Annotated in this window: 23 protein-coding genes; 13 read left to right on the top strand and 10 right to left on the bottom strand. The window is 54.1% G+C overall.

Annotated features, from left to right (window positions below; genetic code table 11):
• Positions 1 to 351 precede the first annotated feature (351 nt).
• From GXP52_09980 to GXP52_09965, 4 genes are read right to left on the bottom strand one after another with little or no spacing between them, the layout of a single operon-like run.
• A complete protein-coding gene (locus GXP52_09980; protein NOY87610.1) occupies positions 352 to 1,326 on the bottom strand; it encodes a hypothetical protein in 975 nt (324 codons plus the stop codon).
• Positions 1,327 to 1,384: 58 nt separating this feature from the next.
• Positions 1,385 to 1,825, bottom strand: coding sequence for a universal stress protein (locus GXP52_09975; protein NOY87609.1), 441 nt, complete (start codon positions 1,823 to 1,825; stop codon positions 1,385 to 1,387).
• Between the two features lie 26 nt (positions 1,826 to 1,851).
• Positions 1,852 to 2,919, bottom strand: coding sequence for a prohibitin family protein (locus tag GXP52_09970; protein NOY87608.1), 1,068 nt, complete (start codon positions 2,917 to 2,919; stop codon positions 1,852 to 1,854).
• Positions 2,916 to 3,944, bottom strand: a complete 1,029-nt coding sequence (locus GXP52_09965; GenBank protein ID NOY87607.1) for an SPFH domain-containing protein — start codon at positions 3,942 to 3,944, stop codon at positions 2,916 to 2,918. The genes GXP52_09970 and GXP52_09965 overlap by 4 nt, the downstream gene beginning before the upstream one ends.
• A 479-nt stretch (positions 3,945 to 4,423) precedes the next feature.
• Between GXP52_09965 and GXP52_09960 the strand changes: the two genes are divergently transcribed.
• The 3 genes from GXP52_09960 to GXP52_09950 are packed head-to-tail and all read left to right on the top strand — an operon-like array spanning position 4,424 to position 6,815.
• Positions 4,424 to 5,056 carry a hypothetical protein gene (locus GXP52_09960; GenBank protein ID NOY87606.1) on the top strand — a complete coding sequence of 211 codons (633 nt, stop codon included), beginning with the start codon at positions 4,424 to 4,426 and terminating at the stop codon, positions 5,054 to 5,056.
• Positions 5,056 to 6,057 (top strand): ATP-binding cassette domain-containing protein, encoded by a 1,002-nt coding sequence (locus GXP52_09955; GenBank protein ID NOY87605.1) that lies wholly within the window; start codon positions 5,056 to 5,058, stop codon positions 6,055 to 6,057. The genes GXP52_09960 and GXP52_09955 overlap by 1 nt, the downstream gene beginning before the upstream one ends.
• Entirely contained in the window at positions 6,054 to 6,815 is a 762-nt protein-coding gene (locus tag GXP52_09950) for an ABC transporter permease (protein NOY87604.1), read from the top strand. The genes GXP52_09955 and GXP52_09950 overlap by 4 nt, the downstream gene beginning before the upstream one ends.
• Positions 6,816 to 7,134: 319 nt before the next feature.
• Here GXP52_09950 and GXP52_09945 read toward each other — a convergent pair whose 3' ends face one another.
• Entirely contained in the window at positions 7,135 to 7,941 is an 807-nt protein-coding gene (locus tag GXP52_09945; protein NOY87603.1) for an alpha/beta hydrolase, read from the bottom strand.
• An 89-nt stretch (positions 7,942 to 8,030) separates the two neighbouring features.
• Positions 8,031 to 10,625: an insulinase family protein gene (locus GXP52_09940; protein ID NOY87602.1), complete on the bottom strand. Its 2,595-nt coding sequence runs from the start codon at positions 10,623 to 10,625 to the stop codon at positions 8,031 to 8,033.
• A 462-nt stretch (positions 10,626 to 11,087) separates the two neighbouring features.
• Between GXP52_09940 and GXP52_09935 the strand changes: the two genes are divergently transcribed.
• Positions 11,088 to 11,306: a hypothetical protein gene (locus GXP52_09935; GenBank protein NOY87601.1), complete on the top strand. Its 219-nt coding sequence runs from the start codon at positions 11,088 to 11,090 to the stop codon at positions 11,304 to 11,306.
• A 15-nt stretch (positions 11,307 to 11,321) separates the two neighbouring features.
• On the opposite strand, the gene GXP52_09930 is transcribed toward GXP52_09935, so the two are convergent.
• Positions 11,322 to 12,056 (bottom strand): MBL fold metallo-hydrolase, encoded by a 735-nt coding sequence (locus GXP52_09930; GenBank protein ID NOY87600.1) that lies wholly within the window; start codon positions 12,054 to 12,056, stop codon positions 11,322 to 11,324.
• A 23-nt stretch (positions 12,057 to 12,079) separates the two neighbouring features.
• The gene (locus tag GXP52_09925) at positions 12,080 to 12,805 is read right to left on the bottom strand and encodes a sel1 repeat family protein (GenBank protein NOY87599.1); all 726 of its coding nucleotides are present in this window, start codon (positions 12,803 to 12,805) and stop codon (positions 12,080 to 12,082) included.
• A gap of 209 nt (positions 12,806 to 13,014) precedes the next feature.
• Here GXP52_09925 and GXP52_09920 point away from each other — a divergent pair, with 209 nt between their 5' ends.
• The 6 genes from GXP52_09920 to GXP52_09895 all read left to right on the top strand — a co-directional run bounded on the left by GXP52_09920 (position 13,015) and on the right by GXP52_09895 (position 19,699).
• Complete coding sequence (locus GXP52_09920) at positions 13,015 to 13,152, top strand: hypothetical protein (protein NOY87598.1); 138 nt, start codon at positions 13,015 to 13,017, stop codon at positions 13,150 to 13,152.
• 323 nt (positions 13,153 to 13,475) lie between these two features.
• Positions 13,476 to 14,852 (top strand): PhoH family protein, encoded by a 1,377-nt coding sequence (locus tag GXP52_09915; GenBank protein ID NOY87597.1) that lies wholly within the window; start codon positions 13,476 to 13,478, stop codon positions 14,850 to 14,852.
• Between the two features lie 403 nt (positions 14,853 to 15,255).
• On the top strand, positions 15,256 to 15,483 hold the full coding sequence (locus GXP52_09910) for a hypothetical protein (protein ID NOY87596.1): 228 nt from the start codon (positions 15,256 to 15,258) through the stop codon (positions 15,481 to 15,483).
• Positions 15,484 to 16,069: 586 nt separating this feature from the next.
• Entirely contained in the window at positions 16,070 to 18,352 is a 2,283-nt protein-coding gene (locus GXP52_09905; protein ID NOY87595.1) for an AAA domain-containing protein, read from the top strand.
• On the top strand, positions 18,333 to 18,776 hold the full coding sequence (locus GXP52_09900; GenBank protein ID NOY87594.1) for a YaiI/YqxD family protein: 444 nt from the start codon (positions 18,333 to 18,335) through the stop codon (positions 18,774 to 18,776). Before GXP52_09905 ends, GXP52_09900 begins: the two co-directional genes overlap by 20 nt.
• A 95-nt stretch (positions 18,777 to 18,871) precedes the next feature.
• Positions 18,872 to 19,699, top strand: coding sequence for a 4Fe-4S dicluster domain-containing protein (locus GXP52_09895; protein NOY87593.1), 828 nt, complete (start codon positions 18,872 to 18,874; stop codon positions 19,697 to 19,699).
• A gap of 308 nt (positions 19,700 to 20,007) precedes the next feature.
• Here the strand turns inward: GXP52_09895 and GXP52_09890 are convergent, their stop codons facing one another.
• Positions 20,008 to 21,681 carry a tetratricopeptide repeat protein gene (locus GXP52_09890; GenBank protein ID NOY87592.1) on the bottom strand — a complete coding sequence of 558 codons (1,674 nt, stop codon included), beginning with the start codon at positions 21,679 to 21,681 and terminating at the stop codon, positions 20,008 to 20,010.
• A 158-nt stretch (positions 21,682 to 21,839) separates the two neighbouring features.
• The gene (locus tag GXP52_09885) at positions 21,840 to 23,090 is read right to left on the bottom strand and encodes a hypothetical protein (protein ID NOY87591.1); all 1,251 of its coding nucleotides are present in this window, start codon (positions 23,088 to 23,090) and stop codon (positions 21,840 to 21,842) included.
• 548 nt (positions 23,091 to 23,638) lie between these two features.
• Here GXP52_09885 and GXP52_09880 point away from each other — a divergent pair.
• The 3 genes from GXP52_09880 to GXP52_09870 form a co-directional block, all read left to right on the top strand.
• Positions 23,639 to 23,917, top strand: a complete 279-nt coding sequence (locus GXP52_09880) for a DUF1566 domain-containing protein (GenBank protein ID NOY87590.1) — start codon at positions 23,639 to 23,641, stop codon at positions 23,915 to 23,917.
• A gap of 50 nt (positions 23,918 to 23,967) precedes the next feature.
• Positions 23,968 to 24,696 carry a hypothetical protein gene (locus tag GXP52_09875; protein NOY87589.1) on the top strand — a complete coding sequence of 243 codons (729 nt, stop codon included), beginning with the start codon at positions 23,968 to 23,970 and terminating at the stop codon, positions 24,694 to 24,696.
• Between the two features lie 334 nt (positions 24,697 to 25,030).
• The coding region (locus tag GXP52_09870; GenBank protein ID NOY87588.1) for a P-II family nitrogen regulator at positions 25,031 to 25,106 on the top strand (76 nt) is incomplete at its 3' end.

The following is a 25,106-nucleotide window of genomic DNA, read 5'->3' as shown; positions in this document are numbered from 1 at the left end:
TCAAGGTTCAAGGTTCAAGGTTCAAGGTTCAAGGTTCAAGGTTCAAGGTTCAAGGTTCAAGGTTCAAGGTTCAAGGTTCAAGGTTCAAGGTGTCGTAAAAAGTCCATGAATGGCTTTTTACTCTAAGGAAAGCGAAAAGTGTCATTTTCACTTTCCTTACAAATCAACAACTTGCGCTGCAAGTCATTGATTCGGGCGCCCCTCGGTGGGCGCATTGATGACTTTTTGCAAAGTCATCAATGTTCAAGATCAAACATGATATGGGCGACCTTGACACCGAGCTTGAGCTTGAATTTACCACAGCCTGTCCTGAAAATGGCTGCACTGTGATGAAACAATGCGCCTTATCACTCACGGAAAAATCACCCGGCCTATATCCCCGGTCCCAAGCAGCAGCATGGCCAGGCGGTCCATCCCCACCGACACACCTGCGCATGAATCAAGGCGGCCGGAAGCCTCGATGAACTTCTTGTCGATCTCGAGGCCATCTACGCCATCTGCCGCGAGGGATTCCCGGACCTTCTCCATCCGCCTGTCCAGTTCCTCCCCGTTGGTCAGTTCAGAATAGCCGTTGGCAAGCTCGATGCCGCCGATGAAGACCTCGAACCGCTCGAGGATTCCCGGACAGCCGGGTTTCGACCTCGCCATGGTTCCCAGAAAATCAGGAAAGTCCTTGACGATGGTTGGGGCTGTCCTGCCAAGATGCGGCTCCACGGCATCAACGTAGAGGCGGAAGAAAAGCTCCTCCCTGCCATCATCCCGGGAACACCGGTAGCCTTTTGACCTGAGCGCGGAAGACATCTCCAGCGAGGTGAATGACTCGACCCCGGCGTAGAACCGAAAAGCGCTCGCCATCGTCATCACCTCCCAGGATCCATCCAGGTCGAATTCCACCCCCGCCCTGTTGATGACCATGGCGCCGGATACCCCCATGCACATTTTCCGGAAAACACGCATGGTATCCTCCATGGCGGCTTCGTAGTCCGCATCTGCCCGGTACCATTCCAACATGTTGAATTCGCGCCTGTGCTGCGGGGTGGATTCCTCATCGCGGTAGACGGGACAGATCTGGAAGATGCTCCCGGAACCCGCGGCCAGGAGCTTTTTCATGGACAGCTCGGGGGATGTATGGAGCCAATGGCGATGATGCCCATCGGGGCTGTTTACCGATACCGGGACAGGGCGGACGTTGGGGTCGAGATTGGGGAAAGGAAGAAGGGCGGAGGTCATAACCTCCACAAAACCTTCGGAGGCGAAATAAACCCTGGCAGCCTTCCTCATGACCGCCAGGGCTTCAAGTGTTTTCCTCAGGTCCCTCCGGCTCACTTCCAGGGTGCCGAAGGTGAAATGACGTATCCGGGGCGACGGACCTCCTGCAGAGCCATCATTGTTTGATAAGCAGGATGGGTACCTTGCACAAGCGCGTGACTCTCTCCGCCACGCTTCCGAACAGGGCGCGAGTCAGCCCCGTTCTTCCCCTGCTTCCCATAACTATCATATCCGCCTTGAACTCGTCCGCGGCTTCCAGAATACACTGGTAGGGCTTCCCCTCCCTCAGGGAAATCTCGATCTTGACGCCATCATCCTGGTGTTTGACGTAAAGCCTCCGCAGCTTCTCTTCGCTCCGCTTTCGCCATCTCTGGAGGTATTCTTCCTTTGAGGATATATGGGGCAGCCCCGTGATGAGGTCCGTGTCCAGGACATGGATAAGATAAACCTGCCCCCCGGTGCACATGGCCAGTTCGAGGGCCTGGAGAAAAGCCTTGTTTGAGTACCTTGAAAAATCAACCGGCACCAGGATTGTTTTTCTGTCCGGGGTTTTCACGGCCGAACCATCATCATGAACGCCTTTTATTTCCCGCCTGTGGAGGATGCTCCGGGTTGGCTGCCGGCTCCGGCGGCGAGAGATTTTATTCCGTAGACCTTGATGAGATCGTTGATGTCCGTGGTCTTCAGGTTTATGCCTCCATCCGAGACGGGAAGGAGGATGATCCTCTTTCCCTTCAGGGCTTCCGCGATCTTGAGCTTGACCAGCACATCCCCGCCCGGCCCGCTAAGGGCATCGTTCATGGCCTTGATGCCCTTGGCATCAGCTGTACCCTCCACCACGACCGCCTGGGCGAGGTGCTGCTGCTGCTCAAGATACGCGTCGGCCTCGAGCTTGGCCTTCGCAAACTCGCCATCGGCCTCCGCAACGACCGTGTTCACCTCGCCCTGGGCGTCCTGAACTTTACGGAGATAATTTTCCTGTGCCGCCCTCGCCTCGGCCTTATTCTTTTCAGCGAGCTGCTCAGCAACCTTCCGATCCTCGATGGCCTTCTGGTAGGCCGGATTGAAACGGTAGTTCTTGGTTGACACCCTCTCGACGATTATACCCCAAGGATTGAGGATCTTGTTGAGGGCGCTCCGGGCTTCGTCCGCTTTCCCCTGCCTTTGTTCCGAATTGTAGAACCCCTCGGTTTTCAACTCACCGAAAATATCCCTGGGACGACTGCGGGCGATGGTCCTGACAATATTGTTCCTCAACAGATCATCATTGGCAGCCACATTCTGCAGGATGTAGGGTGCTTTGGGGGGGTCAATCCGGTACTGGATGATGACATCCAGGCTGATATCGTTCCCGTCGATGGTCTTGAAGAGCAGGTCGTCTCTGCTTTTAATGTCGCCGCTCCTCGGGTTATAGGTCATTTCCATAGTCTGGAGGTTAAGATCGAAGGTGTTCCAACCGTTGATTATGGGCATGAAGAAGTAGGTCGAACCAGGAGCATAGTACTTCTGCTCCACGCCGCGCTTCTCAAACAGCCCAAGCTTGACGGTCCTTACCCCCACCTCGGTCGGGCCGGTGGTATGCGGCCAGCAGCCGGTGGTCAAAAAGGACAGCAGGAGTGTGGCTGCTAACATCCATCGCATGGTTTTCATGGCCGCGCTCCCTTCCGGACCCCGAACATCTGAAGGGTCTTTTGCAGATCCAGCGGGTTGACTCCTTGCTTGCCGTCACTTGACAGGACGATCAGGTCAAGCCCCTTGTAGACCTCGGCCATCTCCAGGCCGACAAGCCGTTCGGACCCGGAGCCTCTCAACGCCGCATTTTTGAGGTCCGTTTTTCTGGCCTCGGCCAGTTTGACCTTCAGGTCACCTTCAGCGTGCTTGGTCCTGACATAGAGATCCCGCTCCGCCAGCCGCTTGACCCGGTAGGCATCCCCTTCCTGCAGCTTGACCTTGATGTCCGCCTCCCCCTCGCCGATGACCTTTTTGACCTTGGCGCCCTCCTCGGCCGCCTTCTTTTCCGCCTGGTTCTTGAAGACAAGCTGATCCTGGAGTTTCTTCGCCTCTATGTTCTTCTGGATTTCATCGCTGTACCGGAAGTAGCGCACCAGGACATAGTCAACCGCGATCCCCTTCGGCCTGAGCTGGGCATCCAGGATCTTTTTGGCCTTCAGCGACTTCTCGTAACGCAGCGGACTATTGTAGAACTGCTCAGTGGAAAGCTCCCCCAGGGCCTGTCTGAGAACCGGCTCGGCTTTGGGGATGATACCGTTATTCTCGAACATCGTGCCCGGACCTACCGTGGTGATGACCTTGTATGGGTCAACAATATGGTAGATAATGGCAAGATCCACATCCACGAAAAAACCGTCGGATGTCTGAATGTGCGCGGCCTTGGTGTAACGGTGCAGTCTTGTAGCCCTGGTCGGCGTGTTGGTCATCTCGAAGACCTGCAGATCCCTGGGAAAAAGGTACATCCTCTCAAAACCCATGGGCAGAACAAACTGCAGCCCGGTCTTGTAGATCTTCTTCTGGATGCCCCGGGTAAGCCCGATCTTAACCTCCTTGATCCCGTACTGGTTGGGCCCCACATACACGAGAAGCAGGTTGTAGCCGAGACCGACAAGAATGAGCAGCACTATCACGGGTATCAGGATCTTCGCTCCCTTGCTCGGCATCTTGAAAGCAGGAAGGTCGGGGAGCTTGAACTCCGGCTTTTTGAAGACGGGCGGCTGCTGGAAAGGCCCGCCGCCGTTGTTGTCCATCTGTCCCATCGTTTCCTCCAGACTTCTATCTGCTAATACGTTTCAGGTTCAACGTTCAAGGTTCAAGGTTCAAGGTTCAACGTTCAAGGTTCAAGGTTCAAGGTCCAGAGTCACTTCGATATTTCGTTCCCGCTTGTCCTGGGTCTGCCTGCAGTGAGCCTGTCGAACTGCCGAAGGGCGTTCGTTTTTCTTCTCTCTGGACACTGGATTCCCTGTCCGCCGTAGCTCGCAGAGCGAAGGTGGATGGACTCTGGACTGTTTTACTCCGTTGGACATTGGAGTTGGATTTATTGAAGTATAACCCCCGGAGAGGGAAATGTCACTGGACTTTACACATTGAAAGCCTGACCGGGTGCAATTATACTGCCGGTATGTCTGCAGTTCGCAACCCCATGCCTCGCTTTCATCCACTGCTCAGGATCATTTTCGTTTTTTTCTTTGCCGCAACACCGCTTTTCTTTTCCGTCGATGCGGTCCCGGCAAACGATGGCGTCTATTCCCTCCTGCCGCCGGATATAGAGGTGATACAATACAGGTTGGGCGATATCGACAGTGATGGTCTGAAGGAAATGGGACTGCTTTTCCGGTGGAAAGGAAAGGTCCACCTGACCGTCTTCCGCTCCGGGAACGGGCGGTGGGCCAGGTGGTGGGACCTTGCGGAAACATCTTCACCGGAAAAAGGGCTTTCCCTTTATTCCTTCGACATGATCGACAGCAACGGTGACGGGGCCTGCGAGATTTCCCTTTATCTCCTTGCTCCAGGGGGTGGGGGCATGACTACCAGAATCCTTGCATTCACCGGTACCGGGGACAACGGGCCTCATTTCGAAACCATACTCGAGGATGTGACCATGCCGCCCGGATACCCAATTTACGGCACCGAGAAGGGAAACCCCAGTGTGACCTTTCTCAACATGGGAGGAGAGTCCGTTGATGGAACAAAGCGGCCCGGCTACAGGCGGGTCTACTGCTGGAATTCGACCAGGTTCGAAAAGTGTCTCGAGGTGAAGTGGAAGACGCCGTAATGAAAAATTCTTATGAAATCATTGTGAGCACAGCGGATCTTTCCCGCGTCTTCGGTGCTCTGAAGGCCGTGGATTCCCTCGATCTTGCCATCGCCTCCGGTGAGATTTTCGGCCTCCTGGGCCCCAACGGAGCGGGAAAGACCACCACCCTTTCCATGCTGGCCACCCTCCTTAAGCCCACCTCCGGGACCGCGGTGGTGGCCGGGTACGATGTGGTTAGGGAAAAGGACCAGGTCCGGCGTCGCATCGGCATCGTATTCCAGGACCCGTCCACGGACGAGGAGTTGACCGCCTGGGAGAACATGGATTTTCACGGGCGCCTCTACGCCGTTCCACGGGAGACCCGTAGAAGCAGGATCCCGGAACTTCTGGAGATGGTGGACCTGGCGGACAGATCCAAAGACAGGGTCAAAACCTTTTCCGGCGGGATGAAGCGCCGACTTGAAATCGCCAGGGGATTTCTTCATCACCCGACGGTTCTTTTCCTGGACGAACCCACCACCGGGTTGGATCCCCAGACCCGCAGACGGATCTGGGACCATATTCTTCATATCAACGGTTCTGATCGCCTGACAGTACTTCTCACCACCCACTCCATGGAGGAGGCCGATGCCCTGTGCGGGCGGGTCGCCATCATGGACCACGGCCGGATGATCGCACTCGGTTCGCCCCGGGAACTTAAAGACGGCATGGGGGGGGACGTTATCAGCATCGAGACCGACGGTGACGAGGCTCTTCATTCGATTCTCAAAAACGAGGAGTGGATCACAGCCGTCAGGCGCCACGACGGCCGGGTGGATATCAGCGTAACCGGAGGCGAGAGCAAAATCCCGGCCATCCTCCACCTTGCGGACAGGGCCGGCGTCCGCACCCGGTCCATAACACTCAAGAAGCCTACACTGGAGGATGTCTTTATTCACCACACGGGCAGGACTATCCGGGATGAGGGAGGAGACGCCGTGGACCGGATGCGCCAGCGCCGGAGGGCCTTTTCCAGGTGAAACGGCTTCTCGGCGCTACCGCCACCATATGGCAGCGAGAGGTCATTCGGTACCTGCGCTCGCCGTCGCGGATTATCGGAAGCCTGGGAATGCCGTTTTTCTTCCTGGCCTTCCTGGGCATGGGGCTGCAGTCCGCCTTCGCCATAAGGCCGGGCGGGGAGCGCTACCTGGACTACATCGCCCCGGGCATCGTGGGCATGGTCCTTCTCTTCTCATCCACCGTGGCCGGCATCTCGGTCATATGGGACCGGCAGTTCGGCTTTCTCAAGGAGATGCTCGTCGCCCCCATCCCGAGGCTGGCCATCGTCCTGGGACGCACGGCGGGAGGGACCACAACCGCCTCCCTCCAGGCCATACTCTTTCTGGCCATATCCTTCGTTCTGGGGGTGCGCCTGCCGTCCTTTACCGGTTTCCTCTGGACCTTCGCCTTCATGGCGCTCATCGGGATCTCCTTTACCAGCCTGGGCGTCGCCCTGGCATCCCGCATGGAGGACCCCCATGGGTTCCAGCTCATCTTCAACTTCCTTATCATGCCCATCTTCTTCCTGTCCGGCGCCCTTTTTCCCATCACCGGCCTTCCTGTTTTTCTGAGACTGCTGGCCTACGCAAACCCCCTGACCTACGGGGTCGACGGCTTGAGGTGGGCGTTGCTGGGCACCTCCGCCATCGGCCCGGTTGTGGACCTGGCGGTGTTGGGAGCCGTTTCCGCCGCGCTTCTAACGCTCGGGGCATTGCTCTTCAGGGGGGCCGAGCTCTAGGGGAGTATGGAAGTAAGGCAGTCCAGAGTCCATCCACCTTCGCTCTGCGAGCTACGGCGGACAGGGAGTCCAGAGTCCAGAGGGGAAGAGCGGACAATAGGCTATGGGCTATAAGGTAAAACAGGTTCAACGTTCAAGGTTCAATGACCAGCGAAGTCATTGCGAGGAGCATCGAGGCAGACGAGAGGGACGCGGCAATCCCGGAAGTCAAAAGCTAATTCATCACAGCTTGCCGGGCCATAGCTTCAGCGACGGCCGGTGAAACTCTGTGAACCCTGTGATAAATTGGCTTTGCGTGAGACACCCGCGTTCTTGTGCCTCACGGCCGCAATAACTCCCGCCAGGCGTCCCAGTACACCTCACCCCCCACAAGGTAGCAGTCGCTGTGGTCGGCCCTTGGGACGGGGAGAAACCTTTTCGGTTCACTGCCGGCGGCGAACACGTCCTGTCCCATGGAGAAGGGGATGGTGGCGTCCCTTTCGCCGTGGATAACCAGAAGGGGCATTTTCACCTTTCCCACCCTGTTGATATTGTCGAAGCGAAGGCTCATGAAGAGGTCCACCGGCACCCCCCCGTATATCCTCCGGGCGAGGGCCCGGACACTGGTAAAGGGGCTTTCCAGGACCAGGCCCGCCGCGCTCCTCCCCGCCCCAAGCGCAAGATCCACCGCCACCGCCGTACCCAGGGAATGCCCGTAGAGGATGATATCACCGGGTGAGACGCCCCTGTTCTCCGTCAGCCACTTCCAGGCCGCCTGCGCGTCCTCGTACAGCCCCCTTTCGGAGGGGCGTCCACCGCTGACGCCATAGCCGCGATAGTCGAAGATGAAGCTGGAGACACTCAGGCTTCGGTTAAAACCCCTGAGGATGCCCAGCCTGTCGGAAATGTTCCCGGCGTTGCCGTGAAGCCAGAGAAGGGTGACGTGGGAGGTCCCCGGAATGAACCAGCCGTCAAGGCCTGTGCCGTCTCCGGAGGTAAAGTGCACATCCTCGTAGGACATTCCGTGTACGGATGGGTCGCCCGACATTTCCCTGGCGGGGGCGAAGGCGGCGTATTTCTCCTGATGCTTCAGCCACCCGATGAACAGGGCCAGAAAAATAATGACTGTTATCAGGAGAGCTGACATGGACGTTTGGTCTCAGGGTCTGGGATTTCAAGCCTGAGGTTTGAAGTTTGACGTTCTTTCCACGTTGAACGTTGAACATTGAACATTCTCTATCTAACCACAACCTCGACCAGCAGATCGCTTTGGGGGATGTACTTCGCCGCGGCCCGTTTGATGTCCTCAGGAGTCAGGTTCAGCAGGATCTTTCTGTAATCCTCCCCGAAAGTGTGCTTAAGCCCATTCCTTTTCGCGAGCCCCAGGTAGAAGGCCCTGTTGATTGATGACATCATTCTCATCTGGAGTCGGCCCGTCATGGCGTTCACCATATTTTTCAACTCGTCCGGAGCAACTTCGAGGAATTTAGCACCATCGATCTCCCGGCGGGCATCCACTCTGGCCCTCTCCATTTTTTCAGGCGAGGTGCCCATGGACAGGACAAAAAGGTCCCGGCCATAAAGATCGCTCACCGAGGCGCCCACCGAGTAGGCCAGCCCCTCCTTTTCCCTCAGGTTTTGGTAAAGGCGCTGATTCAAAAGCCCGGAGACAACTGCCATGGCGGGTCTGTCGCCGGGATCAACCCTTGGCCCCAGGGCGCCCAGGGCCAAGGCTCCCTGCGGCTTGCCCAGCGCCCGCACCACTAGTGCAGCGCCTTTTGTCGGACCAGGATCCGGGTCCGGGGAGGCCCGGCCTGGCGGAAGATCGGACAGGGAGGATCCAACCAGGGCTATGGCATCTCCCGGGGGAAGGCCGCTGACCACGGAAACGATGATATTCCGGCCGGTAACGAAGGCCTCGTGAAATGAGCGGAGATCCGCCTCCGTAACGGACGAGATGGACGCCCTTGTCCCAAGCACCTCCGGGGAAAGGGTATCCCCGTACAGGGCTTCGGCAAGTTCCTTTGCCGCGACATCCCCCGGCACGGCGTCTTTATAGGCGATGAAGTCAAGAATCCTGGATCTGACCGCCTTTATTCTGTCCTCCGCCAGGAGGGGATTTTTCAACATATCCGCTACCAGGTCCATTGCTTTCTCCGCACTTTCCTGGAGACATTCCATGCGCAGGTACGAATAGGTCCGGGAGGTGTAAAAATCACCGAAGGGGCTCATGGGATTCCCGGCAGTGGAAAGGGAGACACCCAGCCGCCTGATTCGGGCCTGAATTTCCTCACGGCCATGTTCGAAGGTGCCTTCCGGCAGCATTCTGAAGAGAAAACCCGCTATTCCCGCCTCTCCTTCCGGTTCCAAAGATGTCCGATGTCTCGTTATCAGGTGCAGGGCAAAGACCTGGGATCCGGGCCTCTGTTCGGCCACCACCGTAAGTCCATTGTCCAGGGTGGCCTCGGCCCGGCGCTTTAAATCGGATGTGCCGGATATCGCTCCGGATGCCCGGTTGGGAACGGCGATGAGGGCCACATACGGCCTGCCCACCAGATACTTTCGGGCAACCCTTTCAAGGTCTCCAGGTCCGAGATTGTCCCACCTGCCGGGGGAAAACCCCTGCCCGGGCGCCCCGTCCACCGCCCAGGGAGCCTTGCCCATGAGGTAATAGTGCACCTTTTCCATGCCCATGATCTCATCGGAAACAAGAGATTCCCTGGCATCGTTGATACTGTCCTCCTGCAGTCCGGCTTTCAGGGCGGCGGGAAGGGCGTCCAGGACAACCTGAAGCGCGGATCGTGGATCTGACCCTTCCGGCAGGGTAACCGAGAGGATATACCTGGAGAATCCCCGGTTGACGGCCAGATCGGCGGAAACGCCCTGCGGGGTCATCCCGGCGTTCTCAAGCGCCATCTGGAGCAGGCCGCCCGATCCTCCCAAGACCTCGGACAAAAGGTCCATCGCCTCGCTGTCACCGCTGCGTGGGTCGGGGCCGTTGAACCCCAGCATGATCCGGATGTCCGGCAGTTCGGTCTTCATGGAGAAAACCCGCTGCCCCTCAATTGGTGGAGGCGGGACAACCTTGGGCCGGGTTCCGCCCATGGCTTCACGTCCAAATGTCTTCCCGATGCTATCTAAGGCCGAAGGGGCGTCAAAACCGCCGGCCATGAGAAGGATCATGTTGCCGGGCCGATAGGTATTCCGGTAGTAATCCAGGAGAGCCTCACGGGCCACACTGCTGACGGCAAGCTCATTCCCCAGTCCTGTCCTTTCGTAGGCGGAACCGGCATACAGCAGTGCGCGGCGCATCTCATCCAGGCGGGCATCGGGCCTGCTTTCCCGGCGTTTTATCTCCTCCACCACGACCTGGCGGGCCTCGGCCACGGAGCTTTCGCTTAGAGTCGAGTGAAACAGCATGTCCGACAGGATGCCCAGCCCCCTGAGAAGATAATCGCGGTGAACCACCAGGATGTACCCGGTGTAGTCGTCCCTGGTAAAACCGTTAATGTATCCCCCCAGGTCCCGCACCTCCCGCTGTATCCGGTCCTTGTCCCTGCTCGCCGTACCGCCGAATACCAGGTGTTCCAGGAGATGGCTGTACCCGCTATTGGCCAGGTCCTCGCCGGCATAGCCGGTCTTGACCAGGACCAGGGTAGCGACCATGGGAGTTGACTGTCCCGGCAGGAGCCTGACATCCAGGCCGTTGTCAAGGATATGGTAGCCGGTGACATCGCCCGCAGACGGCAGGGCCGATGAGACGGAGGGGAGCCCCGCTGCTGCGATGAACAGAATGCATGCCCAAAAATTTTTCCAGCCGGAGCTGATCATCAACATCCCTCGGAATTACGGAAAGCAGGATCTCAGGGGTAAAGCAAGGCTTGATAATAAAGATACACTCCACGGTCGGCTATCGCAATTGTTATGTGTGCAGGGAAACAGAACCTTATTTCACCACAGTGCAGCCGATTGCAGGCTGCTCCACAGATGGATTTGAAAGGAGGGTTTTAAATAACAAATACTAATCTTTGGTTTTACCCTGCGTAATAATCCTGCCTGCCGGCCGAAGCTTTACGCGAAGGCTGGTGGTGTGACCTGCGAACGGTCACGCCCTTCGACAGGCTCAGGACAGGCTGTGGTAAATTTGCTTTGGTATGGTTCTGTAGCCTGATGCGAAAGCGGAAGGTGTGATTTGAGGTAATGTGATTCAAACGCGGTGCGGCACCGTGCTTTTTGCGCTATAATTATTAAATATGGGGGCGGGTGTGCATTCTGACCGCGGGAGGAAACATTATGGATTCACAGGACCGTTTGGAGCATCATCCTTTCGCCGAGGCGGGAGTAATCCGTCTCGACCTTACCAGGGAAGAGAGGGAGATCATGGTCGACGTACTTGACACCTTTCTTTCCGACCTGAGAATGGAGATCGCCAATACGGACAGGCAGGATTTTCGGGACATGCTCAAGAAGAGAAAAGCTGTGTTGCTGAAAGTCCTGGACCGGATGGTTTAGAAGACCCCCCTTCAATTACTTCATGAGCCGGATTCGGACCTCGATGCCGGTTCCCTTCAGAAGCGTCTCTATTCTTGACGGGTCGGTTTCTCCGTAATGATAGGGATACAGCACCTTTGGATGGAACATAAGAGCCGCATCGGCAACCATTTCGGGGGTCATGGTATACGGCAGGTTCATGGGCAGGAACGCGATATCGATATCCTTCAGGTTCCTCATCTCGGGAATGTTTTCCGTATCCCCCGCCACATAGACCCTTTTGTTCCCAAAGGTGACAATATAACCGTTGCCTATCCCCTTCGGGTGGAAAGGAACGCCCTTCGACCTCATGTGGACCATATTATAGGCCGGAACAGCTTCAACCTTTACGGGACCTGCGGTTCCGGAGTCACCGTTGCCCATGACAACGGCGCCCTTGATCCGGGTGGCCGACGCCCTATCGGATACTATGATGGTTCCCGCCTTGCGGATTTTTTCCAGCGCATGGAGGTCAAGGTGATCGAAGTGGTCGTGGGTGATTAGCACAACATCCGCGTCCGGCAGACGTGAATAGTCGGCCAGTTCGCCAAAGGGATCTACATGGATGATTTTATCTTCAAAACCGAAAATAAGGGAGGCATGTCCGATAAAAGTGATCGTCAGGTCTCCCGATGATGTACTGAAGCTATCTGTCTTAAATACCCGGGCGCCGTGAGCAGTCAGGACCGGTGTCAGCAGAAAACTGAACGCTATCAACAACATCCTCTCCATGGATCACATCCCCGGGTTTATTCTCACCTCGTCTTGCTCTGGTTCTCCCTCTCGATTTCGGCTTCCAGGCGCTGTGAAAGGAAGTGGTCAGGCACGACCCTTTTGATGGAGACCAGGCAGTCAAAAGCCTTGACTACGTTTCTATTTTTCAGGCACATCATGCCGAAATCATAGAACCACTGGGCAACTTCATCCTCGGTGGTCTCGGTTGTCCTATCGATGGCAGCCATCTCTCCCAGGTTGAACATGGCGCCTTCATCCCCCTGCTGTACGGCCTTTCTGAACCAGTGTTCCGCCTTGGCATCGTCCTGTTCCAGGCCGACGCCATCCAGATAGATTTTTCCCAGGAATGTCTGTGCAAAAGGGTGGTCTCTCCCGGCAGAGGCACGGATGGCATCCAGGACTCTGGACTCGGGGGAAAATCCGGTTCCCCTGATCAGCATGGTCCCAAGTTTCATTTTCGCACCGGTATCCCCCCGTTCAGCCGCCTTCCAGAACCATATCCCTGATTCCTCGATGTCACTGGGCACACCCAGGCCCTGTTCGTAAATAATGCCAAGGTTGAACATGGCGGTAAGGTCCTCTTGTTCCGCCGCCGTTTTTAACCACTTCAGGGCCTCATCCAGGTCCTGAGAGACCACCTCCCCCAACGCGAGCAAGGTTCCCAATTGTCCCTGGGCCTCCGGGTTGCCGTCCTCCGCGGCCTTCCTGAGGAGTTTCAACTCCTCGGGTTCATTGCGCTCGCTCAATACCGCCTCCTCGATTCATGATGAACTTCACCGTTCTGACTATTATTTTAACACGGAAATTGATTTTATGGGAGAATTGGAGGCCAAAGGGCGGCTGCTTCCAATCCAAAGTTTCATTTTTCCCCGCCATCCATTAATATTGGTTTATCCGGTTAATGCGTACCTTTATTATTTTGCTGTCATTGTGAGGAACATCGAGGAAGACGAGAGTGACGCGGCAATCCCGGGCGGAGCTGAAGCTCGTCACGGCGCCCTCCGGCCGCTATGGGATCGCTTCCGCCGTCGCCCTACGGGCTATGGCGGACAGGTCGCATGGGTTACAGCTCGCTATGTTGATGGATTCGTAAAAAACCATCATCGCGCCCGCTAAGGGGCGCCCAAATCAAAGATTTGTAAAGAAAGTGAAAATGACGCTTTTCGCTTTCCGTGGAGTAAAAAGCCATACATGGACTTTTTACGACCCTATAAAGATTGATGACTTCGCAAAAAGTCATCAATGTCATCAATGCGCCCACTGAGGGGCGCCCAAATCAATGACTTGTCCCGCAGGTCATCGATTTGCGGGACAAGTTGTTGATTTGTGAGGAAAGGGAAAACGACGCTTTTCCCTTTCCGTGGAGTAAAAAGCCATACATGGACTTTTTACGACCCTATAAAATGGAGGCCGCAGGTGAAAAATTTTGTCCTTGATACCAACGTCATCCTTTACTCCCCCAACTGCATCGAAACTTTGGAGGACAACAACATCATCATCCCGTCCATCGTCTTAGAGGAGCTGGATAACTTCAAACGTCACTATGATCCCCGCGGCTTTGCCGCCAGGCAGTTTTCCAGACAGCTTGATGACCTTCGCCTGAAGGGAGACTTGACCAAAGGTGTGGAGCTGCCATCGGGTGGCAAAATCTTCGTCAGATTCTATGACGAGCAGATCAGCCTTCCACGAGAGCTGGAGATCATCAGCGCAAAGACGGCCAGCGACAACATCATCCTGAACGTCGCCCTCAGCATTAAAAAGGAATCCAATCTACCCACCATCGTCGTAAGCAAGGATATCAACGTCAGGATCAAGGCAAATATCCTTGGAGTTGAATCGGAGGATTACTACCACGACAAGACCGTTTCCGAAATTCGGGAGGATTCCAGCTATGTCCTCGTTACAGGGGAATATATCGACAGGCTTTACACGGACAAGGAGATTCCGGCGGAGGGCTATCTAAGCGACGGCAGGGAGTTTGAGCCCCATCCCAACGATTACTTCATACTCAAGAACGAGGCCGACCTGAACCAGAGCGCCCTGGTCCACTATGGGGAAAATGAGAACGGAAAGGGGTTTTTCAGTCTTCTCGGCAAGCTCGACGACGTCTTCGGCATCAGGCCCCGAAACCACAAACAACGATTCCTTATGGACGCCATCCTAGACCCCCAAATCGATCTCGTCTTCGTCATGGGGGTCGCGGGAAGCGGGAAGACCCTGGTCTCCCTGGCTTGCGCCCTGGATATGGTCCTGGAGGAGAAGTTCAAACGTCTCATCATCGCCCGTCCCATCATACCCATGGGCCCCGATCCCGGCGCGCTCCCCGGTACCGAGATGGAAAAAATCAGGCCGTGGCTCCAGCCCATTTACGACAACCTGGAGTTCCTGGTGGACAATCTGTCCAACGGCAGTCCGGGAAAGGGCCGTGAGGCCGTGATGGGTCCCCACGACATTACCCTGCAGTACCTCTTCGATTCCAAGTTAATCGAGGTCCAGACCCTGGCGTATATCAGGGGCAGAAGCGTGTCCAACGGGATATTCATGATTGACGAGGCCCAGAACCTGACCCCCCATGAGATCAAGACCATCATCACCAGGGCGGGGGAAAATACCAAGATCATCCTCACCGGGGACATCTTCCAAATAGACAGCCCCTATATGAGCTCCGCCGATAACGGCCTGGCCGTCACATCCGAGAAGTTCAGGGCCTCCGACCTGAATCTCGCCTCTACGCTCTTCTTAGACAAGGGAGAACGGAGCCGCCTGGCCACCGCGGCCGCGAAGATCCTGTAGACAGCTTTGCTGCTATATGTGCTAATCTTGGCACATATGTGCACATTATTCCGCAACATGTTATTTTTTAAGGGGATATTTATGTGTCAACGTTGACACATCTGTGCCAGATCCGGTTTCTGGAAATCAATCACCGTATATCGCATACAATCTACAGTATTTATCCAACTGAAACCCCATGCCGATTATCGCCGTAACACCTTGTTAATAAAACTAAATGTGACATATCGCCATGGACCGGCCGATTGTCGCTCCAAAAGTTATTCCGTTTTATTCCAGAATATTTACTGGCACGCCCCTTGCTTTAGCCAGTGCAAAGAAAAGATGACACTGACATTTATTATGAATTAATTGCGGTGGCCAACCTGTAAAGCTACCGGCATAACAAGCAAGGAGGTCCGTCATGGGAAAAACAGCAAAACTGGATGTAACGACAGCTGTCCACATGGCAAGAATGAAAGCCGCGGCAAAGGATAACTCCAGAGAATCAGTTTTGGGGTTGATCCTGAAAAGGGCCAAGGAAATCCATGCTGACATGTCACTGGTCCTGGAGGAGGCCATGAACAATACGGCCGATGCTGAATTTAACACCCATCCTCGACGCACGTACAGGAAGACAGATGTTAACTGAACTTTGAAGTACGTAATCACCTTACCATGGCCACAAACCTGGTAATGAAGGATCCCTAGGCCCCCCCTAGGCTGGAAGGGAAGGTTTAAGTTTAAACCTTCCCTTCTTTTTTTGGACCATCCTGGAAATGAGTACCTGGAACCCAACGTCCAACGGGATAAATCAGTCCAGAGTCCATCCACCTTCGCTCTGCGAGCTACGGCGGACAGGGAGTCCAGTGTCCAGAGAGAAGAAAAACGGACGCGGAGCGTGCGGGTGTGTCGAGGTAGCAGTCCAGAGGAGAAGGAGGATAGGCGCAAGGCCTGTCATCGCAAGCTGAAACTATGCGAAGCGATCTCGTGGGGCGACCATGGGGAGCCGCAGCGAACGGGTGGTAAAACAACGTGCATCGCCGATCGTGACACACCTTTTTGCACATGGAATAAATTCTGCGCCATATTTGACACACCTGTTAAATTGGACTATATGTCAGGATAATAGAAAAGGGTGTTCCCTGACCCTTAAACCCGGGGACAACGTGACAAGGAAAGTCCAGAGTCCAGACCCTAAACTCCGGTTCTAAAGGAAAAAAAGGGGTTGTACCTTCATGAAGGTGCTCTACACCGACAAATCGCGCTGCAAGAAGTGCTACGCCTGTGTCCGTTCCTGTCCGGTCAATGCTCTCAAGGTTCAGGAGGACGGAATCTCCATCTCCAGGGCAAGGTGCATCCACTGCGGTGACTGCCTTGACGCCTGCAGCCAGGGTGCCATACGGATGACGGAAACCATACACCGGATGGAAACCAGCCTGAACGGGCTGAATCCTACCGTCATGTTGCTGGACAGGAATTGGCCCATCACCTTTCCCGGGATATCCCCCCGGGACCTCGAATCCATCCTCCTTTCTCATGGATTCACCGAGGTTCAATCCTCCATGCTTGCCATCGAGTATGTTTTTCAAGCTTACGAGAATATTTTCAAGAAAAAGCAACATCCGTTTATTGGATCGCTTTGCCCCATTTCAAGCACTCACGTCGAAAAACACACACCCAGCCTGATCCCCTTTATGGTGCCTGTCGCCCTCCCCGGTGTAGCCACGGCCCGCTACCTGAGAAACAAAACCGAATCGTCCATCAATATCGTATTGGCCACGTCATGCCTGGGGACTAAAGCCTTGATGGAAAAAACCGGCTTCAAGGAGGATATCGACGTAGTCGTTACCTTCAAGGAACTGAAGGACTGGCTCATTGACAAAGGCCATGATCTCAAAACCGAAGGCTCCTTTGACTATCGATCGCATCTCCTTGCCGGTGGTCAGTACTGGCTGACACGGGATTTCCTTGCGAGACTTGTCCCGGGCGGTGAATCCAAGCGGTCGCGGATCCTGGCTGTTTCCGGCGCAAACAAAACGTTGGCCTTTTTGAAAGAAGTACACGACGGCTCCTTCCGGCATGGCCTGGCCATGGTAAAATACTGCACTATCGAGAATGATTCCCACAGCGCAGGCACCGACCTTACGCTCTTCCAGAGACAGGACCTCCAGGCCAGAGTCATTGAAGATGCGGTCGATGTCCCTCTCCCTCTCCCGGAGGGAGAACACCTTGATCTATCGAGACCTTATATTGACCGATCAACTGAATTGACAGAACCTACACCGGAGAACATCCAGCAGGTCCTGGATACCCTTGGTATGCATACCCCGTCGGAGGAATTGAACTGCGGCGCCTGCGGTTTTCCCACCTGCCGGGAAAAGGCAAAGGCCGTGGTTCACGGACTGACCAAGCTGGAGATGTGCTTTCCCTATCTTATCCGAAAGCTGTCTAACAACAACGAAGAGCTTACCCGGAAATACGAGATTGTCCGGAAGCAGCTCAAAAATGCCACATCATCTTTCGACATGATCGGAATATCAAACCAGATACAGCAGGTCCGGCAGGTAATCGAAAGGGTGGCCCCCACACCTACAACGGTTCTGATCCGGGGTGAGAGCGGCACGGGCAAAGAACTGGTGGCCCGGGCCATTCAGCGGGCCAGCGACAAATCGGACCGCCCCCTCATCGCCATCAACTGCACCGCAATCGCCGCCGGAGTCCTGGACAGTGAACTTTTCGGACATGTTAAGGGTGCCTTCACCGGCGCCATTACGGACAAGAAGGGATTATTCGAAGAAGCGGACGGCGGAACCCTTTTCTTAGATGAGATCGGGGACATTTCCATGGAGCTTCAGGCCAAGCTTCTGCGGGCCGTCGACACGGGGGAGATTCGGCGTGTTGGTGAAAACAGGACCAGAAAAGTCGATATCCGTCTCATCGCCGCCACTAACAGGAACCTGGAAAAAGCCATTGAAGACCACAGGTTCCGGGAGGACCTCTTCTACAGGCTGACCACCATCACCATCCGTCTGCCTCCGCTCAGGGACCGGAAGGAAGACATCCCCCTTCTGGTGGAGCACCTTCTGCAAAAGGCGTGTGCCAGGGTCAACAAACAGGTTCACGGCATTTCAGACGACGCCATGGAGATCATGATGGCTTACCGCTGGCCCGGCAATATCCGGGAACTGGAGAACGTCATCGAGAGGGCCGTTGTTCTGGCGCCTCCCTCCGGCTCGCTGATCCTTATCGAGTCGGAACACCTGCCCATGGAGCTGGAAGCCCCTTCGGAACCCGATCCCATGGGCGAGACCGGGCAAATGCTCGACTATCGATCCCTGCGAGATCGGTCCGTCGGCAGCGTGGAGAAAAAACTCCTGCTCCACTACCTGACAACGACCGGGGGCAACGTCACTAAAGCCTGCACAATGGCCGGAATTCCGCGACGGACCTTCTACCGCATGATGGAGAGGCAGGGGATCAAGGCGAGGGATGTGTCCAATGATCTACATCGACGCTGATGCCTGTCCCCTCAAGGGAGAGACGTACAAAGTAGCCGATCGTTACTCTGTGGATGTCTGTGTGGTTGCCAACAGCTGGATGAGAACACCCCTTAACGAACGGGTGACGCTCCAGGTAGTCCCTGGTAATTTTGACGCGGCTGATGACTGGATTGCGGACCGTGTCGGACCCGGGGACATTGTTGTCACCGCCGACATCCCGTTGGCGGCGCGCTGTATCCAATCCGGCGCCAGGGTCCTTGGCACCAGGGGGGAAGAGTTCACAGAAGCGGGAATCGGCGACGCTCTGGCCATGCGAGCCTTAAAGGATTACCTGCGCCAGACAGGCGAGTTCACGGGCGGACCGGCTCCCATGGATAAAAAAAGCCGCTCCCGGTTCCTGTCCAGGCTCGATGAGATTATCAACGCCAATTTCCCATCCTGACCTGTTAAGCCCGGATGGCCCTCAAGGAAGCTGCCGGGGACAGATATGGGTGGGCAGAAACTGCCGACCCCCTGACTCTGATAGGAGGTTTACCTATGAGCTTGTTCACCGTGGATGAAGCGCTCTGTCAAAGAGAAGGTTTTTGCGTGGCGGAATGTCCCGCCGGAATCATCGAGATCAGATCCGAAGAAGCTTTTCCCACTCCTGTAAACGGTGCGGAAGTCAGATGCATCAATTGCGGACACTGCGTCTCGGTGTGTCCCTACTCGGCTATCTCTCTCGCAAGGATGCCGATCGCGGAGTGTCCGCCCGTTGAGAAGGATCTGGCGGTTGGCCAGGAGCAGGTCGAGCAGTTACTCAGGTCCAGGCGATCGATTCGTGCCTACATTGATAAGCCGGTTGACAGGGAAGTGCTGCGGAAGGTTATAGATATCGCCAGGTACGCTCCTACCGGCAGCAATAGCCAGCAGGTCCAGTGGCTCGTAGTTTCCGGAAGGGATGAAGTCGTTAAGCTTGTGGATCTGGCCATAGACTGGATGCGTCACATGGTCGGGGAAAAAGAGCCCATGGCAGAGCGTTACCAGATGGCGGGTATGGTAAGGGCCTGGGAAGCAGGCATCGATTTTATCTGCCGCGGCGCACCCGCCCTCGTGGTAACCCACGGACCGAAGGCCTATCCGATAATGCCTATCGACAGCGCTATTGCCTTGACTTTTTTCGATCTGGCGGCACCCTCCTTCGGACTGGGAACATGCTGGGCCGGGTTCGTCATGTGGGCGGCTGATTGCTGGCCCCCCCTCGCCGCTGCCCTCGGTCTTCCTGAAGGCAACAAGCCGGTGGGAGCGATGATGGTCGGATATCCGAAACACACCTTTCACCGGCTGCCCGCCCGTAAGGAGGCCACGGTTATCTGGAAGGAGTAGGATCAGCTCATGAAGAGAATCCACTCCAAGGTTTACACCGTTCGCAACTACGAGATTGGGCCTTCACCAAGCTCCCATGGTCCCCCTAACTGCACACGCTCGTGTGCATAAGTGCCTGTTAATTTTGAAGTTTTTTGACATCTGAGAATGATTGGCTAAACTGACCATATCATCTTCTGGCCATGGGGGTGGCGAGGTGTTTCTGTCTTTGGAGATTTGTTTGGGGCCGGACCTCATTTCCTCAGTTTTTAATGGTCAGAACCTGAGAATATGAGGTACGACCCCAGAGGGTTGCCCAAAGGATTTACTTATTTTTTCCTCTCCATCATGAACTCCCATTTATAAATCTGGTCCTTTGCCGCCCTGGCATTGGGCGCTTCAGGCGCTAACTGGAGATAGAGTTTTATGTAATGAATCGCCTTAGCATACTCCTTAAGTTTCCCGTAGATCATGGCAGTATTGAAATAAAGCTTGCCGATGTAAGGAGCCACTCTCACAGCGTGACGGTACTCTTGGACCGCAGCCTCAAAATTCCCTTCCTCCGTAGCCGCATCGCCTCTCAGGGCGTATTTTCGCGCCTTTTCGGGAAGCTCTGAAAGTGTAGGATCCATTTTTATTATCCCATACATCTTCGAAAGTATTTCCTCCGATTTAGCTTCGTCTGCAATCTTAAGCGCATCGCCAAGTTCCTTGAGAGCTTCTTTGGACCGCCCCTGCCCTTTCAGCCGGGCGGCATTTTCTATTTTTGGAGCACTAAAGGGTCTTAATGCCTTTAACAGGGCTGTCCTGTCGCTCCAGAGAGGCACATCTTTCGGAGATAGGCTCTCTTCGGGAATGGCTGATAAAATCTCAATCGCCTTACTGAAATCATTCTTTTTCGCATAAATAGTGGCTTCGAAGATACGGGCATCAGTGTTCTCTTTTACCTGCGAGAGCAGCTTGAGGGCTTCGTCATTTCGGCCGTGATCAAGGTCGGATGAGCCAAGAGCGAGCTGAGCGAACGTATCATTGGGATTAAGAGAGTAGGCCTGATCAGCGGCTTTAAAGGCTTCATCTGCATTTCCCTTATGCCGCTGGATGAGGCTTCGGAGTGCAAAAGATCCCGCTGCTGTTTGCTGGATTATTTTTTCCTGGGTGAGTGTTACGATAAAAGGTTTTTTCACACCTTTCCGTACAATCTTCAATGTAACCTGTGTTCCCTCCTTCCCCTTAAGCAAATCTGATATTTCATTCCAGCCCCGTTTTTTTGTAGATTTACTGCCGATCTTTACAATTTTATCACCAGCCTGGAGACCCTCTTTTTGCGCGGAGCTTCCCTCGCGCACCTCCTTAATTACAGGATATCTATCATCAATTTTAAATTTACAGCCGTTAGTTACAATGGTTAAAAATTTTATGCTTTTGCTCAGTGTATCAAGGGCATCATCATATCTTCCCGAATAGTAGTAGGAACGGGCAAGATAAAACAACATACCAGAATCATTTGCTGCGGCTTTTTCCCAGGTGGCTATGGCCTGTTCGTAGTCTTTCCTGTCATCTAAAATACCCGCCACGCCGGCATAACAACCCGCAGCTTGGGTAAATTCAATACATTTTTTAAAGGCATTAATCGCTTTATCAGGTTGCCCTTTACCCCGATATGCCTGTGCGAGTTGATATAAATTTCCGGCTGGGAGTAATTTAGGATACGAAGTGGACTTCAGACCCATCTGAAACCCCATTTGTGCAGTTTTTATTGCCTCGTCGTATTGTTTAAGCTGGCGGTGACAATTCGACAATCTTTTGAAAATAATGCCCATCCAGTCGACGTCAGTGGTTTTTGTGAGGGCTATTTTATAGTATTGAATTGCTTCTTCATATTCTCCAGCGGTCTGATATGAATCTGCCTTATCGAATTCAGCGGGTGGTGGACCTGCACTCACAACTGTCGTAAATGCCAAAAAAAACAATGCACAAAAAATAGCCGGTTTTAATTTTCTCATTTAATCCGTACCCCCTTATTTTCTCTTCTCCATCATAAACTTCCATTTATAAATCTGGTCCTTTGCCGCCCCGGCATTGGGCGCTTCAGGTGCCCAATGGAAATAGGTGGTCATGTTGCGAACCATCGGGTAATATCCTTTCTACATCTATATCCCCCCTAGTTTGCCTCAGTTCTCGGCTGGATTTTCTTTTGAATCTCTTTCAATTGCGTCAATGTCTCTTCTTTTTTCTTTACAAGGGCTTGTTTAACGTTGGTCGCTGTTTGAATCTCGTTTTTAGCTTCCTGAAGTAAGGCTTGAGCCAAACCGATCAGATCATCAGCTTCCTGTTTTTCCTGCGGGTTTTTGGCCATAGCGACATGGTTTTGAATCTCAGAAATCTGTTTCTCGGCCTTTTGTTTCTTTTCTTTCGCCTGCATAAGTTTTTTGTCTGTTTTCTTCAGTTTCATCTCAATATCCTGCAGTTTCCCGGCGTCCTGATGAACCGTTTTGATCAAACCTTCGTAGTAGGCAACTTCTTTCTGGTTTGAGATGGGCAGAACTTTAACCGGCTTCTGAACTTCCGGCACATTCGGCAAGTCAGGGAACTGGCACTCAAGGTCGATCATCTGCCCTGACACGACCTTTTGAGACTGCTGATTCAGATATCTGGCCTTTACAGCATCGCCCTTGTTTGTGTAAGCAAGCGCCCTCTGCGAAAGATAGTTCGCACACGCAAGTCTCTTCAGGGAAGACAGGCTGGACGTGTCATATCTGCCTGTGCCAATGGGCTGCATTTCGGTAGTCGGAAGATCCAGGTTGCCCGCGTTAAACGGCTCCAGATTACCACCCGATATTGACTCCATCTTGAGAGAGTCCTGCGAGCCAACCTTATCGAACCTGGAAAGCAAGTTCCTTCCTTCTTTTTCCTTTTGGCGCTGTTTCTCTGCCTTTTGCCGGGCAAGATTGTCATGCAGTTGTTTCCATTTTGCAAATGCCACTTTTTGTTTTTTTATCGCTGCCTGTTTCTCCTGCCAGAGTTCCTCCTGCTGCCTGGCAGGGTCAACTTGCGGGGGCTCGGAGTTGAATCCATTGTTCAGGATAATCCTCAGCATATTGCCCAGAAGAAATTGTTTTGCCCCGGCCTCAGAGTTTATGTTTCTTCCACCCCAACCAAGCGTTGTGGCGCCGTCGCTTCTCTGTCCTGGTTGAGAATAAGTCTCGATACATTTTGAATTGTTTTGTTCAAAAGCTGGTCTCGATTTCCAGTAGCCTAGACACTGTCCCGGCGTAGCAAAATTGCCCCTTGGAGCGCTTCCGAACATCTTGGCCGCCTGGCCTGTATACTTGATCTGGTATCCCGCATATGCAATTCCGCTGTAAAAAAGGAGTCCATAAAAAATCAGCAGAAAAGGTTTTAATTTCTTCATCTCTTCCACCACCTTTTAATCTTTTTCGGATCACTCTTATCTCAGGTTTATGGGAATTAGCCTCGTTCTTTTATAAAAACCACCCGCCACTTCGGAAAGGGTGATTTTGTTCATTTCTCGTTATGTTGTTGATTAGTCCCCGGTGTTGATATGAACGAGAAAGGAATTTGAAAAACTCCTCCCTGGCCTGATGCAGTTTACACCCTGACACTGTTCTTGTACAATGGATTGGTTTTAAAGGGAATTGCACACTACCGTGGGCGGTGTTTCTGTCTTATGAGTAGCCCGGTTCTGTCAACGGGAAACTGCCTTGTTTGTGGCGTCGGGAACCCTTGCTTTCTCTGCGTCGGCATGGCTATATAAAAGCCTGCAAGTGGACACATCGCAGTCGCCAAGACATTCCGGTGTTGCAAAAGATCCCTGTCACATCCCGCTGCCGGGAAGCGCCTTCCCACCAGGATGCCCTTGTTTTCTACAAAAGTCCCCAATTTCCTGTACAATAAAGCACAGGAGTATCGATGTGTCGATTCCTCAGGGGGGGCTTGCCCATGAGCATGTCAAACAGGCGGATCATAACAAGATCGATCCTGGCGGTGTTCCTGTGCCTGACGGTCCTTTCCGCAGTGGCGGTCGGGGCGGATGAGCGGTTCACGGATAACGGGGACGGCACAGTGACCGACACAAGAACAGGCCTGATGTGGGCCCAGACGGACAACATGGGCCACATCAACTGGCATGATGCCAAACTCTACTGTGAGAACATCATCCTGAGCGGAGATTGCCGTGTGCCGGAGTATGAATCTTGGCGTTTCAGACTAATATACTAAGAAACACCATAATTCATGCTCAGGCACAAGGTCTCAGGAGTACTGTGAACATGGATACCGTCTTGCTCAGAGATCGGCTCATCCACCAGGCTAAGGCCTTCGGTGCCGATGACGCCGGTGTGTGCCTGGCTTCAGACCTGCTGAACGGGTCCAGCCACCGGAAGTTTCCCCGGCCCGAAGGTTTACTGGATCATCATTATCTCCTGGTGATCGCCCTTCGCCACCCCTTCCACGAACCTGCCCTCGATTATTTTATCCGAAAGGACGGTGCCAGATACGGCAATTCCGAGGGAAACCGGCGGCTGATGCGGATATCGGATGGGATCGGCCGGTGGTTGGACGGGAAGGGGCTTACCTCCCGCGACCTGCACTACTACGTGGAGAGGGGCGGTGTGTTCCTGAAGGGAGCGGCTGTCCTGGCCGGCCTGGGGACAATCGGGGCCAACAATCTCCTCATCCATCCTCGCTTTGGAGCTCGTGTCAGATTTCGTGCTCATTTATTGGACTTCCCTCTCACCTCTTCCGTGTCCATCGATTTCAATCCGTGTTTGGACTGCGGCCACCCCTGTCTTACCGTCTGCCCCGAAAGAGCCCTGGATTCTGACGGTTTCACCCGTGACAAGTGCCGGATTCAGCTCGACCGTGACATCTCCAACGCCGTCACATTACCAGGGGAAGCTGATGGATTAGCCAGACGTGAGGTTCACTACTGTCGGATCTGCGAATTTTCCTGCATATACACTGGAGGGGTTCCCTCCCATGTAAAAAGTAGAAGGTAGGAAGAAGATTGCCGTGTGCCGGAGTATGGATCTTGGCATATCAGACTAATATGCTAAGAAACACCATAATTCATGCTCAGGCACACAAAAGGTGTTCTGCCTAAGATACAGGCAATCACTCCCCCTCGAATGCCGTGTAATTGTTCAAATCAAACGCCGGGGAACGCGCCTTTTTCTTTGTATGGCTGCAGGGCATTAACGACTATCTATTTGAAAAACAAGGCATTTTAGACCGATAGCACCTGTTGCGGACTAACATGGCACAGCCCTTGCTTTTTAAAAACGGCCCTGACAATGGGGCCCGACAATCTATTGAGAAGGGGGAACAAAGAAAATGAAATACATCATCGCAATTATCAAACCTGGAAAACTGGACGAAGTCCGGGAGGCCCTCACTTCGCTGGGGGTCA

It is taken from the genome of Deltaproteobacteria bacterium (assembly GCA_013151915.1).
Taxonomy (GTDB): Bacteria; BMS3Abin14; BMS3Abin14; order BMS3Abin14; family BMS3Abin14; genus BMS3ABIN14.
Note: the sequence above shows the minus strand (reverse complement) of the source record. Positions and strands in the feature narration are given on the sequence as shown.

Bases quoted from the DNA above. Each gene is read 5' to 3' on its own strand.
- GXP52_09970 (NOY87608.1), bottom strand. From the start codon at position 2,919: ATGAAAACCATGCGATGGATGTTAGCAGCCACACTCCTGCTGTCCTTT.
- GXP52_09965 (NOY87607.1), bottom strand. From the start codon at position 3,944: ATGCCGAGCAAGGGAGCGAAGATCCTGATACCCGTGATAGTGCTGCTC.
- GXP52_09960 (NOY87606.1), top strand. From the start codon at position 4,424: ATGCCTCGCTTTCATCCACTGCTCAGGATCATTTTCGTTTTTTTCTTT.
- GXP52_09955 (NOY87605.1), top strand. From the start codon at position 5,056: ATGAAAAATTCTTATGAAATCATTGTGAGCACAGCGGATCTTTCCCGC.
- GXP52_09945 (NOY87603.1), bottom strand. From the start codon at position 7,941: ATGTCAGCTCTCCTGATAACAGTCATTATTTTTCTGGCCCTGTTCATC.
- GXP52_09940 (NOY87602.1), bottom strand. From the start codon at position 10,625: ATGATCAGCTCCGGCTGGAAAAATTTTTGGGCATGCATTCTGTTCATC.
- GXP52_09935 (NOY87601.1), top strand. From the start codon at position 11,088: ATGGATTCACAGGACCGTTTGGAGCATCATCCTTTCGCCGAGGCGGGA.
- GXP52_09930 (NOY87600.1), bottom strand. From the start codon at position 12,056: ATGGAGAGGATGTTGTTGATAGCGTTCAGTTTTCTGCTGACACCGGTC.
- GXP52_09910 (NOY87596.1), top strand. From the start codon at position 15,256: ATGGGAAAAACAGCAAAACTGGATGTAACGACAGCTGTCCACATGGCA.
- GXP52_09905 (NOY87595.1), top strand. From the start codon at position 16,070: ATGAAGGTGCTCTACACCGACAAATCGCGCTGCAAGAAGTGCTACGCC.
- GXP52_09900 (NOY87594.1), top strand. From the start codon at position 18,333: ATGATCTACATCGACGCTGATGCCTGTCCCCTCAAGGGAGAGACGTAC.
- GXP52_09895 (NOY87593.1), top strand. From the start codon at position 18,872: ATGAGCTTGTTCACCGTGGATGAAGCGCTCTGTCAAAGAGAAGGTTTT.
- GXP52_09890 (NOY87592.1), bottom strand. From the start codon at position 21,681: ATGAGAAAATTAAAACCGGCTATTTTTTGTGCATTGTTTTTTTTGGCA.
- GXP52_09885 (NOY87591.1), bottom strand. From the start codon at position 23,090: ATGAAGAAATTAAAACCTTTTCTGCTGATTTTTTATGGACTCCTTTTT.
- GXP52_09880 (NOY87590.1), top strand. From the start codon at position 23,639: ATGAGCATGTCAAACAGGCGGATCATAACAAGATCGATCCTGGCGGTG.
- GXP52_09875 (NOY87589.1), top strand. From the start codon at position 23,968: ATGGATACCGTCTTGCTCAGAGATCGGCTCATCCACCAGGCTAAGGCC.